This is a genomic window from Maribacter halichondriae, assembly GCF_027474825.1.
Classification (GTDB): Bacteria; Bacteroidota; Bacteroidia; order Flavobacteriales; family Flavobacteriaceae; genus Meishania; species Meishania halichondriae.
In genome coordinates this window covers 4,398,736-4,411,324 of record NZ_CP107030.1, presented here as the reverse complement: position 1 = coordinate 4,411,324, position 12,589 = coordinate 4,398,736, and the positions used below count along the sequence as shown (strand labels likewise).

Here is a 12,589-nt window from a genome sequence, read left to right as displayed (position 1 = left end):
GCTAAGATCGGATGGCGTTGTATTTTTGCAGCTGATGAAATATGCTACCATCCCATCTGCACAATCGGTCGTGCAACATTGCAAGGCCAAGGGAATTGAAAACATTGTAATCTCTCCAGGTTCACGAAATGCCCCATTGACGATTGGTTTCTCCGAAGATTCTTTTTTCAAATGTTTCAGTATCGTAGATGAGCGGTGTGCAGGTTTTTTTGCGCTTGGCATTGCCCAGCAAATTCAGAAACCGGTTGCTTTGGTATGTACTTCGGGTAGTGCGTTGTTGAATTATTATCCTGCTATTGCAGAGGCCTTTTATAGTCAAATTCCATTGGTCGTGATATCCGCTGATCGCCCAATTTATAAAATCGATATCGGTGACGGGCAGACGATTCGTCAAGACTATGTTTTTGAACGTCATATCGGATATTCGGCAAACCTGAAGCAAGATGTCACACATGCCACGGACCGAATTTCGCATTATGCGCCACAATGGTTGGAAAAAAATTCCGTGGATTTGATACAGGAAGAAGTTCAGCAATTTAACGATGGGGAACTGAATTTGGCCATGAATACAGCTACTGGTCAAAAAATTCCGGTTCATATCAATGTTCCTTTTGAGGAACCCTTGTACAATGTCATTGAAAAACCCACGGTACATCCGGAATTTCAGTATAACGATGAGCCTGAACTTTCACCTTCGAATTTGCAGGGCTTTCTGGAGGTTTGGAATGCATCTGAAAGGAAGATGGTACTTGTTGGGGCAAATACACCGAATTGCATACAACAAGAATTTCTTGATGCGTTGGCTGAAGATTCTTCGGTAGTGGTATTGACCGAAACGACATCCAACTTACACCATGAAAGTTTCTTCCCAAGTATCGATAGTATTATCGCACCTATTGAAAAGTCAGCACAGCGGGGTACTATTTTCGAGAAACTGCGACCTGAGATCGTGTTGACCTTTGGGGGCCTTATCGTATCAAAAAAGATAAAAGCTTTTTTGAGGGAATACCGCCCCGAACATCACTGGCATGTGGATAGCCAAAAGGCCTTCGATACTTTTTTTAGCCTTTCACAGCACTTTAAAAGGGATGTCAATTCATTTTTCATGACCTTTCTTACGTCGACGAAACCCATTCGGAGTGAATATTACGAACAATGGAATTTATATAGGTCAAATTATATAAATAGTAGGGAAGCGTACTTGGAAGAAATTCCTTTCTCCGACATGAAGGTTTTTGACATTATTCTAAGCACGATTCCCAAGAACTACCAATTGCAATTGGCGAATAGTTCTACGGTGCGGTACGCGCAGTTATTTGATTTGAATCCATCTTTAAAGGTGTTTTGCAATCGGGGAACAAGTGGAATAGATGGAAGTACATCGACCGCGATCGGCGGGGCGATGTATCATAAAGAACCAACTATATTGATAACGGGGGACCTTAGTTTTTTCTATGACAGTAACGGACTATGGAACAAATACATTCGACCTGATTTCAGGATTATTTTGATCAATAATCAGGGAGGAGGCATATTTAGGATACTTCCAGGAACAGAGGATACCGAGAATTTTGAAACCTATTTTGAAACTACCCACAACCTAAATGCGCAAGACTTGTGTAAAATGTATGGAATCGGTTATCAAGCCGCAGACGATCAAGAATCCCTTGAAAATAGTTGCAAAACCTTCTATACACACTCTAATATACCCCAACTACTCGAAATATCGACGCCACGATTATTGAATGATAAAATTTTGCTCGGTTATTTCGATTTTATATCTTCGAAACTTAGTTAACCATTAATTAATTTTAGAACACTAACTATTATGAGTAAAAGAGACGATTTAATCGAGAAGTACGCTGCTGACATTAAAGACAAATTTGGCGCAAGTGCAGACATGGGACTTTTAACTAAAGTGACCATAGGTTTGGGTCCATCGATTTACAATTTGGACGCCTCCAAAGTTTCCGGAGCCGATGAAAAAGAATTGGAAACCGTAAAGAACAACTATTTGATCAAAAAATTGGGGATGAAAGATAGTCCGCAATTAATGGATGCTATCAAAAGTGTTGTTGAAAAATACGGATCTTCCAACAAGAACAAACACAGAGCGGTGGTCTATTACCAACTGTGCAAGCATTTCAAAAAAGAATCGGTTTACAAATAAAAGATGTATAGCTTAAATCAGGCCGCCTACCGAAATGTAGGCGGTTTTTTTATGCCTTGGTTTTAAACGACTTCACTATTTTTGCGACATGATAGCATTGGGCGAATTCAATTCTTTGGAAATATTACGGGATACCAGCGTCGGACTTTTCTTGGGCGACGGAGAAGGTAATGAGATTTTACTTCCGAATAAATATGTTCCAGAAACATACGAGATCGGAGATGCCCTGAACGTATTTTGCTATTTAGACCATGCAGAACGTCCTGTGGCGACGAACATCGAACCTGAAATCTTAGTCAACGAGTTTCAGTTGCTGAAAGTTGCGGAGGTCAACGAATTCGGAGCTTTTATGGATTGGGGATTAGAGAAGCACTTGCTTGTACCGTTCAGGGAACAGCGATCTAAAATGGTCGAGGGACAATGGTATGTCGTGCATTGCTATCTTGATGAAAAAACGAATCGCTTGGTCGCCTCGAACAAGCTAGATCGATTTTTAAGTAATGAAGAGTTGACGGTTTCGGAAGGAGACGAAGTAGATCTTGTCTTTACAAGATTGACCGATCTAGGTTGGGAAGTCATTATAGACCATCAGCATAAGGGTCTCGTTTACCGGAATGAAATATTTAAGAAAGTTTCGGTCGGCACGTATACCAAAGGGATAATCAAACAAATACGCTCGGACAACAAAATAGATGTTTCCCTTCAACCTCTAGGAGAAAAAATTCTAGAACCTGCGGCCAACAAAATCTATGAAACCTTAACGGCCCATGGCGGATTTCTGCCATTACACGATAAATCCGATCCCGAAGACATTAAGAAAGAGTTGCAAATGAGCAAAAAGACTTTCAAAAAAGGAATCGGTACATTGTACAAAGCCCGAAAAATAACTATTGAAAATGATGGTATTCATGTTGCTAAATAGTGTTTATTCCAACGCCTATAGCTTTGAATATCAGTCCACTCTTAATTTTGACAACGCTTTTTTGCACCTTTGCAACATAAAAAGCTATTTTTGCAACAATAGGCCAGTGCTTTTCATCGATGATGGCTTATTTTTTCTTAACTTTAGCGCAATTAAAGACCCCTAAAAACGCACTGACCCATGCCATTTATAGAAGAAAGCGATTTATTGGAACTCCATAAGGATATCGATAAGGCGCAAATCATAAACGAACGTCTTTTAGATCAAATAAAATTCAAGAACAAAGAACTGAAAAAAGTAAGATTCAGCGGAATGTTTTAGCTGGAATTACCGGTCTTTTTCTTATTGGCACATTGGGCATAACGGCCTTTACGGCAGGATTAAGTCAGAACAATTTTGAGGCCCAAGACCAATATGTACTATCTGATATCGATAGCTTGGATGCGATTAAAAGTAGACTTGACAATTTAAAACAACAGAATGAAGAGCTAAGTTTGGTTAAAGAGTTCTATTTGGCCAAGAATTTTTGGAAAAGGAGAAAGTCTATTCCGTTCAAGTTAAGTCTTTTGTTGATAACAATGTTACCCTGGCATCCGAAGCGCTTACCAATACGATGTTCGTGAAGACGAATCCGTTTTATTCGTATTCCTTGGGTAATTTTGAAACCTTGCAAGAGGCCCAGAAATTCCGCGCGCAATTAGTCGATATCGGTTTCAAGGACGCTTTTGTCGCTTCGTATAAAGAAGGAAAACGTATACAAATAGAAGATCCGTTTTAGTTTTGTCAAAATTCTCAACTTGGCTTAGAGCAGCTAGGTTACGAACGCTCCCCCTTTCCATCTCCGGAGTAGTAGTGGGTACAGCCCTCGCCAATTTCTATGGTCAATCTGATAACATCATATTTGTTCTAGCGCTAATGACAACAATAGGCTTTCAGGTAACTTCGAACTTCGCCAATGACTATGGTGATGGTGTTAAGGGAACTGACAATGATTTTCGTCTGGGCCCACAACGGGTATTACAAAGTGGATTGTTGACACGAAAAGAACTGAAAACCGGAATCATGGTTTCTATTGGGATTAACCTTCTATTGATTCTTGGAGTGCTTTATTTTGCCTTTGGTACTCAGAACTTGGCCTACTTCGCCTTGTTCGTTGTGCTGGGCTTGGCCAGCATTTGGGCCGCAATACGATATACCGTAGGGAATTCGGCCTATGGCTATAAGGGTTTAGGAGATATTTTTGTTTTCCTTTTCTTCGGGCTACTTGCCGTAGTTGGCACCCTATTTTTATATACCAAGCAATTTTCGTGGCCGGCACTTTTGCCCGCATGTACCATAGGACTTTTAAGTACGGGCGTTTTGAACCTTAACAATCTACGCGATTTCGAGAATGATAAGAAATCGGGTAAAAATACGTTAGTGGTTAAAATGGGATTCAATTACGGAAAGTTTTATCATTTTGGTCTGATACTAACAGCTTTCATTTGCATGTTAGTATTTGTTGTTGTCAATCATTCCGTTGTTGCCCAGTTTTTACCTTTATTGGCGTTCGTACCGATAGCCATTCATATGATGAAAGTAAATCATACCAAGGCACCCGAAAAATTGGACCCTGAACTAAAAAAGCTGGCCCTGAGCACATTCCTCATGTCGGTCTTCTTTTACATCGTATTTAATAATTTTTTGTAATTTTGAATACTAACCATCTAAACCCCAACTAATTTGGAACAACCTATCAGAATTCTTATCGTAGAGGACAATGTCATTATCGCCGACGATATGCAATCGATGCTCGAAGAGATCGGTTACGAAATTGTCGACAATGTCATTGTATATGAACAAGCAGAAGAAGTCTTAAAAACCAAAGAAGTAGACCTTGTTTTAATAGATATTATCTTGGCATCTGATAAAACGGGTATCGACCTAGGTAAACATATTCGTGAAAACTATGACATTCCGTTTATTTTTGTGACTTCCAACTCGGATAGGGCCACCGTAGAGAATGCCAAGACCGTAAAACCGAATGGTTATTTGGTAAAACCTTTCGAGCAACAAGACTTGTACACCTCCATTGAAATTGCCCTGTCAAATTTCATTTATTCGGACGGAAAACCAAGTTCGAACGATGGCAGTTCAGATGTACCGATGTCCAACAGTGTGCTGAAGGATTCCATTTTTGTTAAGAAACAGCATCTCTATTATCGTATTCAGTTTGAGGAAATACAGTTCATCAAAGCTGATAATGTTTACCTTGAAGTGAATACCGTTGATAAGAAGTTTTTGGTGCGTTCCCCATTGAAGGATTATCTTGAAAAACTACCAAAGCATAAGTTCTACCGGGCGCATAAGTCATACATCGTAAATGTCGATCATATCGATGCCATCAATTCAAAGGATATTATGATAAATAATAACTTGATTCCAATATCTAAAGAGTTTAAGGAGTTTATAATTTCAGCCATGAATTCATAGTAGAAATTCGTCGGCTATAAAATCGAGGCGCTTTTGGCGCCTTTATTTTTTGCCATAAATCAGAATTGGCTTTCTTCACCACAATTTTTCCTGAGTTTACAACAATTAATTTATTGACCAGACACTTGGAACTATATTCGTGTAACGATACTCCAAACGGATATACATCAAGCCACGAATAATTTTTTTCATTTTCATATAGTGTTCTCGTAAAAGGGTTCGGTCTTAATTGATCGGGCTCTTTTTTGATTCTGAAACTTGGTAATGTACTCAGAGAAATCATCAAATGGATTTCGAAATCTAGTCGGATTACAAAAATTCCTACAGCGGTTTTCCGTAGATGGAAACCACATCCATGAAATACATAAAAATCCGATGAAATGCACTAGCAAGACTCGCTGATTATTTTCACAACAAAAATCGACGGTTACACAACATTATTCTGAAAGTGGGGAATCAAAATCATAATTTTGAAATTATTGAAAGAGGTGCCCCAAACCTTATCCTGTCTAAAATAATACGCTAAAAAGCTGTGTACGTGCTATGCAGCTTTTTTTAATGTTTAATATGATAGTCAAGGGTATTTCTCAAGTGAAGGCATCACAAGTAAGTAAGGTTTGTCAAAAAATATAAATAGATATTCTTTTGGTTGTAGTTTGGTCGGCTAAGAAAATAGTAATTGTTGTTCTTAACAAAGCATTTCAGCTACAACAAAAATTTAGCGAAACCAAGGCAATTTTTTAAGTTTGGTCTTGCAGCTTTTTAGTATGAAAAAATTATTCAGGAAAATTCTAATTCTATTTGTCCTAATGGCCTTAGTAACGGGGTCAATAATGGCTCAAGAGACAGCTGCTACTCCCGAAAGCTCTTTTAGGGTTTTTCAAAAAACGGAAACTCCTTCTGCACGTTTCAATTTCTTTTTCGACACCTCAAATCGCTACAATGAAAATTCGGCCTATGATTGGCTGGATTCCGTAAATAAATATTTAAATACGGCCGAAAAAAAGCAAGATACCCTCGCGATAACCTACTACAAATTGATGCAGGCCCAGATTTACAATGACCTGGGGGAGTATGATAAGAGTTTGGCAATAGCGAAAGAGATTTACAATGGAAAAGAAGATTTTGAACTAAAGGAAAAGTCCGTTTTGCTTGACTTAATGGATGCCAATTTTGGAGAATTGGGGCTTTACACCGAACAAATTGAAATACGAAAGGAAAAGAAAGAATTAGGCCTCACCGAGGATGTGTTCTTCTATGACATCTATTCCAAATTGGGATTGCATCGCAAGGCCATGGAAGATTATATTGCGCAAGCACAAAAGACAGTAGGAGAGAAAGATTATTTTGCCCAGGCAGAATACAACAATAATGTCGGCACGTATTTGAGACTTGACAAGTCGACACCTACGGCCCTCAGTCATTTCAAAAAAGCGAAAAGCTACAGTGACCTGAACCTAATCGATGTGATGAAGGTCAAATCGGAACAGGAGCTCGTCGAAGCCAATCTTTTACATGCCACTATACTGGGGAATATTGGAAAAAGCCTAGTAGGTCTTGGCCAACATGAAGAAGCCATATCGTACCTTGAGCAAAGCCTTGAACTTTTTAAGGAATATAATAAGGGAGGTTACTCTGCGGATATTGTCGAGAATAGCTTAGCCATTGCAGAATGCTATCTTGAATTGAACGACCTTGAAAAAGCGACCGATTATCTGAGCGATAATTTGGCGACCAAAAAGCTCGAAAACCTGATTAAGAAAAACAGGTTAATGTCGGTTTATTATAATAAGACGGGCGACTATGCAAACGAATCTGCTTATTTACGGTATAATATACGTATCAACGACTCCATAAACGAAAACGAATCCGAACTAAGAAAACAACAATTGGCTACGGTGATGGGTAAAGAAAAGGAGAATACCAAACTCATTATGGCTGCACAAAAAGAAAACCTCGAACGCCAAAAAAGTGAAATGATAGCCCAAGATGAACGTACCAATATGGTACTTATATCTTTGGTGTTTACACTTTTACTTTTTTCAGGACTTGTTTATGCCTATTTGCGAAGTATTAAAAATCAAAGACTTATCGCAGAGCAAAAACATATCATTGAGAATGCCTTGGTCGAAAAAGATTCTTTGCTAAAAGAGATTCATCATAGGGTAAAGAACAACCTTCAAATGGTATCGAGTTTATTGAGCCTACAGACCAAGAACACGCGTAGTAAAGCGGCTATTGAAGCTTTGGAAGAAGGTAAGAGCAGGGTAAAGGCCATGGCACTTATTCACCAGAAACTATATCAGAACGATGATCTTTCGGTCATTGAAATGCAGGGTTATATCGAAAGCCTTATCAATAGCGTGCAATCCGTTTACAAAAAAGGTGGACACAATATCAATATTACGATTGATGCCGAGGGCGTGGAACTCGATATTGATCGGGCCATTCCTTTCGGACTAATTTTGAACGAGCTGGTTTCTAATTCTTTCAAATACGCATTTCCTGTTGACGATGATAATGGTAAGATTTACATTCATCTCAGAAAAATTGGAGACAAAGAAGGTTTCTTTGAATACACAGATAATGGTGTAGGGTTACCTGATGATACCGATGAAAGAGCGAATTCCTCTATGGGAATCCGCCTAATGAACCGCTTGGCCAATCAGTTGCAAACCAAACTAAATGTGGACAACAGCACAGAAGGTGTTCGGTTTTGGTTCAACTTTGTATAAATTTGGGGTAGTCAACTACCTCGGGGCAAGCCCACGAGGAATTCGAAAGGAAAAAATTAAATTCCGAGGACTTCGTCCGCCAAAATGGCTACGTGAAGGCGGGCGAGCCTCGGAGCATTTAAATCTCGATTATCGAGTAAAACTTCATTTATGCAAATTACTTTTTTAGGCCACGCCGCATTGTTGATTCGTCTAGAGAACAAAACCCTACTGGTAGATCCTTTTATTTCTGGAAATGAAAAGGCCTCTGAGGTTGTCGATATTTCGACCTTGAATCCTGATTACATATTGGTTACCCACGCCCACCAAGATCATATTTTGGATGTAGAATCTATCGCAAAAAGATCAGGGGCCACAATTGTCAGTAATTACGAGATTGCAACGTATTACGGCAATATGGGTTTTGCAACACATCCCATGAACCACGGTGGCCAATGGAAATTTGATTTTGGAACGCTGAAATACGTGAACGCCGTTCACACTTCTTCTTTTCCCGATGGTTCCTATGGGGGTCAACCCGGAGGCTTTATACTTTCCTCAGCGGGCAAACACATCTATATTGCAGGGGATACCGCCCTTACTATGGATATGAAATTAATTCCCATGAGCTTTGATCTTGATTTGGCCGTGCTGCCGATAGGCGATAATTTCACCATGGGGATCGATGATGCGGTCATAGCCGCAGAATTTATAAAATGCGATTCTATTTTAGGATACCACTACGATACCTTTGGATATATAGAAATCGATCACGATGAGGCCAAGGATAAATTCAAAAAAGCCGGTAAGCGACTTACTTTATTAGATTTGGGAAAATCACTTACGGTATAGGGCTATTTGAACGAATTTTTAAGTTCGGCACGGTGCATGAGCATTGGAAAAAATCGGAATAGGTAAATACTATGGCTTCCATGCGGCGGTTGTTTGCCTCGTATTTTTCAGTGCCCAACACATAGGCCAAGACCTCTCCAACTCCTGATGACGCTCCGCTAACCCAAACCGTTTGGCCGCATACCTGCCACATCGGTTATTTTAGAGACTGTTTTGAAATATGTGATTAGAATTTTTATAGGTCATTTTTGATGCCGTTCTAGGCAAAATTTTCTTGCATAGCCTTAGCTACGGAATAAAATTTTAACGACGAACGGCGCAAAAAGGGGCATAAAAAAGTAATCGACATATTTCAAAACAGTCTCTTGGACTTAAAATATGGTTAAATTTGTCTGCATCCGATGAAGGCTTCCTATAAAAAATATATTCTTGATTTTAAACGCCCCAGTGGTACATCGCGAGGTGTTTTAACACAAAAGGAAACTTGGTTCATAATCCTCGAAGAAAATGGAAACTACGGAATAGGGGAATGTGGATTGTTACAGGGCTTGAGCATTGACGATGTTATGGGTTACGAAGAAAAATTGAAATGGACTTGTGAGAATATCGAGAAAGGACGAGATACGCTTTTAAATTCCTTGGAACGTTTCCCGAGCATTCAGTTTGGACTGGAACAGGCTTTTCTGTCACTAGCATCGAAGAATTCCTTTGAATTATTTGACACAGGTTTTGTTCGCAGTGGAATTCCCATACCCATTAACGGACTTATTTGGATGGGAGATGAAGTTTTCATGCACAGCCAGATAGACCAAAAGATTGTTCAAGGTTTTCGCTGTATAAAAATGAAGATCGGCGCCATTGATTTTGAGTCCGAATTACAGATATTGGAATCCATACGAAATAAATATTCCAAAGAAGAAATCGAATTGCGGGTCGATGCCAATGGCGCTTTTATGCCAGAGAAAGCTGTTGAAAAAATAAGACGGCTCGCTACCTTTGATTTACACTCCATAGAGCAGCCCATAAAACAGGGAAATTGGGAAGCGTTGAAAATGCTATGTGCTTCAACGCCACTACCCATCGCATTGGATGAAGAATTGATAGGGATTTTTGGTGTAACGAATAAAGAAAAACTGCTACAAACCATTCGACCGCAGTATATCATTTTAAAACCCAGCTTGATAGGCGGTTATGAAGGAAGTGAAGAATGGATTGCCTTGGCCGAGAAATATAGAATCGGTTGGTGGGTCACAAGTGCTCTTGAAAGCAATATCGGTCTAAGCGCAATTGCACAATGGACGGCAACCCTGAAAAATAAAATGCCTCAAGGTTTAGGCACGGGAAGTCTATACACCAATAATTTTGAAAGCCCGCTTGAGGTAGAAAATGGAAGCTTGTATTATCGAAAAAACAAAGATTGGTCAACTAACTTAATCAAAGAATTATGTACATAGAGCAAGGCTATAAAGGTGAATTGGGCATATGGAAATACTTTTTGATACCATTGGGTTTTATAGGTCTCATGGTATTGAACTTTATCGCCATAAAACTCTTGAATATCGATGTCGAAGCTTTTATGGCTGCCGAGATTGCCAAAAAAGGCGCAAATCGTTTTTTGGTAGAAATGTTGGTTCCTTTCGCAGTTGGCATTGGCCTTCTTTTTCTTTGGGTAAAATATATTCACAAACAATCCATCGTTTCGCTGACCACTTCCCGAAGAAAAATCGATTGGAAACGGGTTTTCTTTTCCTTCGGATTGTGGGCGACTGTAACCATCGTTTTGACGGGCGCCGATATGTATTTTTCACCTGAGGATTATGTATTCAATTTTCGCCTAGAGCCATTTTTATATCTTTTAGTGATAGCGCTACTTCTGATCCCGATACAAACGAGTTTCGAAGAGTATTTGTTCAGGGGCTATATGATGCAGGGTATTGGAATAATGGCGAAAAACAGATGGGTGCCCCTAGTAATTACTTCCGTACTTTTCGGATTGATGCACTTAGGTAATCCTGAAGTCGAAGAGATGGGGCCCAGCATTATGGTGTATTACATTGGTACAGGTTTTTTCTTGGGAATCATAACCTTAATGGACAAGGGGCTAGAACTTGCCCTTGGTTTTCATGCCGCGAACAATTTGGTATCCGCATTATTGATTACTGCCGATAGTACTGCATTTCAAGTAGATGCGATCTATAAAAATATCGCGGAACCCACTTTGGGATTCGATGCGTTCATCCCTGTGTTTGTCATATTTCCTATTCTACTTTTCATTTTTGCCCGAATATATGGTTGGACGGATTGGAAGGACAGACTGACCGGCAAAGTGGAACCAAAAGAAGTATTCTTAGCAGCTAATACCGAAGGTGTAGATGGCAATTGAAATCCATTCAAAATTTAAGCTCAATGGAATTTCTTTCGATAAGGAAGAATTAAAGGAAGTTGGCTATAGTTTGGTTAAGGAAGGAGACCCAAATGAGAAAGCCATTGGTGATTTTCTTTTGGATTGGTGCAATGTCGGGCAAAATATTGAAGTACAGACATCGGGATCTACAGGAAAACCTAAGCTTGTAGGGCTTAAAAAAAAGCATATGGCCAATTCGGCATGGGCCACGGGTGAATATTTTAAATTGAAGGCGGGCGATTCGGCGCTACTTTGCATCCCTGCATACTTTATTGCCGGAAAAATGATGTTGGTTCGTGCAATGGTCCTTGGTCTGCAACTTGATTATGTGGAACCTTCTTCAAGTCCTATGGATTTTGTGTCTAAGACCTACGATTTCTGCGCCATGGTGCCTTTGCAGCTTCAAAATTCATTAGCAAAATTGGATAGTATCAAAACGTTGATTGTAGGTGGTGCGCCCATCTCAAAGCAACAAATAGAAAAACTTCAAAATATCTCGACGGATATTTACGAGACCTACGGCATGACAGAAACGATTACCCATGTGGCGGTCAAAAAAATAAACTCAAATGTCATCAATTCGAGTGAAGCCGAGATGCATTTTCGAGCGTTACCGGATGTTGTTTTCAAAACAGACGATAGAGATTGTTTGATCGTTGATGCACCTAATATTTTGGATGCTCAAATAATTACCAATGATATTGTACATCTAAAGTCTGAAACCGAATTCGAGTGGTTAGGCCGTTTTGACAACATCATCAATTCGGGAGGTGTTAAATTAATACCTGAATCGATTGAGGCCAAGCTAGCCCCAATCATTGAAAACCGGTTTTTTGTTTCTGGTGCGCCCGATAAGATTCTAGGGCAAAAGCTGATTCTTTTGATAGAGGGCAAGGTGGATAAGGCAACATTGTTCGATAGCATAAAGGATACCAGGATGCTTCAAAAATTTGAAATCCCAAAGGACATCTTAAACGTTCCTGAGTTTGTGGAGACAACCTCAGGCAAGATCAATAGACTTGAGACTTTGAAAAGTCTATCCAATTGAAACGATG

At 39.6% G+C, this 12,589-nt stretch carries 10 protein-coding genes and 1 pseudogene; all 11 read left to right on the top strand.

Going from position 1 to position 12,589, the window contains the following annotated elements:
• Window positions 1-34: 34 nt before the first annotated feature.
• The 11 genes and pseudogenes from menD (at window position 35) to N8A86_RS20625 (ending at window position 12,582) form a co-directional block, all read left to right on the top strand.
• Window positions 35-1,798, top strand: a complete 1,764-nt coding sequence (menD, locus tag N8A86_RS20675) for a 2-succinyl-5-enolpyruvyl-6-hydroxy-3-cyclohexene-1-carboxylic-acid synthase (RefSeq protein WP_273567096.1) — start codon at window positions 35-37, stop codon at window positions 1,796-1,798.
• 30 nt (window positions 1,799-1,828) lie between these two features.
• Complete coding sequence (locus N8A86_RS20670; RefSeq protein WP_273567095.1) at window positions 1,829-2,170, top strand: DUF2853 family protein; 342 nt, start codon at window positions 1,829-1,831, stop codon at window positions 2,168-2,170.
• Between the two features lie 88 nt (window positions 2,171-2,258).
• Window positions 2,259-3,092, top strand: a complete 834-nt coding sequence (locus N8A86_RS20665) for a CvfB family protein (protein WP_273567094.1) — start codon at window positions 2,259-2,261, stop codon at window positions 3,090-3,092.
• 180 nt (window positions 3,093-3,272) lie between these two features.
• A pseudogene (locus tag N8A86_RS20660) lies at window positions 3,273-3,870 on the top strand (SPOR domain-containing protein).
• 2 nt (window positions 3,871-3,872) lie between these two features.
• Window positions 3,873-4,781: a 1,4-dihydroxy-2-naphthoate octaprenyltransferase gene (gene menA / locus N8A86_RS20655; RefSeq protein ID WP_273567093.1), complete on the top strand. Its 909-nt coding sequence runs from the start codon at window positions 3,873-3,875 to the stop codon at window positions 4,779-4,781.
• Between the two features lie 33 nt (window positions 4,782-4,814).
• Window positions 4,815-5,564 (top strand): LytR/AlgR family response regulator transcription factor, encoded by a 750-nt coding sequence (locus tag N8A86_RS20650; RefSeq protein ID WP_273567092.1) that lies wholly within the window; start codon window positions 4,815-4,817, stop codon window positions 5,562-5,564.
• A gap of 833 nt (window positions 5,565-6,397) precedes the next feature.
• The gene (locus tag N8A86_RS20645; RefSeq protein ID WP_273567091.1) at window positions 6,398-8,299 is read left to right on the top strand and encodes a sensor histidine kinase; all 1,902 of its coding nucleotides are present in this window, start codon (window positions 6,398-6,400) and stop codon (window positions 8,297-8,299) included.
• 150 nt (window positions 8,300-8,449) lie between these two features.
• On the top strand, window positions 8,450-9,130 hold the full coding sequence (locus N8A86_RS20640; protein WP_273567090.1) for a metal-dependent hydrolase: 681 nt from the start codon (window positions 8,450-8,452) through the stop codon (window positions 9,128-9,130).
• A 401-nt stretch (window positions 9,131-9,531) separates the two neighbouring features.
• Window positions 9,532-10,584: an o-succinylbenzoate synthase gene (locus tag N8A86_RS20635; protein WP_273567089.1), complete on the top strand. Its 1,053-nt coding sequence runs from the start codon at window positions 9,532-9,534 to the stop codon at window positions 10,582-10,584.
• Window positions 10,575-11,513, top strand: a complete 939-nt coding sequence (locus tag N8A86_RS20630) for a CPBP family intramembrane glutamic endopeptidase (protein WP_273567088.1) — start codon at window positions 10,575-10,577, stop codon at window positions 11,511-11,513. Before N8A86_RS20635 ends, N8A86_RS20630 begins: the two co-directional genes overlap by 10 nt.
• Complete coding sequence (locus N8A86_RS20625) at window positions 11,503-12,582, top strand: AMP-binding protein (RefSeq protein ID WP_273567087.1); 1,080 nt, start codon at window positions 11,503-11,505, stop codon at window positions 12,580-12,582. The genes N8A86_RS20630 and N8A86_RS20625 overlap by 11 nt, the downstream gene beginning before the upstream one ends.
• Window positions 12,583-12,589 lie beyond the last annotated feature (7 nt).

Bases quoted from the DNA above. Each gene is read 5' to 3' on its own strand.
- N8A86_RS20670 (WP_273567095.1), top strand. From the start codon at position 1,829: ATGAGTAAAAGAGACGATTTAATCGAGAAGTACGCTGCTGACATTAAA.
- N8A86_RS20625 (WP_273567087.1), top strand. From the start codon at position 11,503: ATGGCAATTGAAATCCATTCAAAATTTAAGCTCAATGGAATTTCTTTC.
- N8A86_RS20645 (WP_273567091.1), top strand. From the start codon at position 6,398: ATGGCTCAAGAGACAGCTGCTACTCCCGAAAGCTCTTTTAGGGTTTTT.
- N8A86_RS20635 (WP_273567089.1), top strand. From the start codon at position 9,532: ATGAAGGCTTCCTATAAAAAATATATTCTTGATTTTAAACGCCCCAGT.
- N8A86_RS20630 (WP_273567088.1), top strand. From the start codon at position 10,575: ATGTACATAGAGCAAGGCTATAAAGGTGAATTGGGCATATGGAAATAC.
- N8A86_RS20640 (WP_273567090.1), top strand. From the start codon at position 8,450: ATGCAAATTACTTTTTTAGGCCACGCCGCATTGTTGATTCGTCTAGAG.
- N8A86_RS20665 (WP_273567094.1), top strand. From the start codon at position 2,259: ATGATAGCATTGGGCGAATTCAATTCTTTGGAAATATTACGGGATACC.
- menD (WP_273567096.1), top strand. From the start codon at position 35: ATGAAATATGCTACCATCCCATCTGCACAATCGGTCGTGCAACATTGC.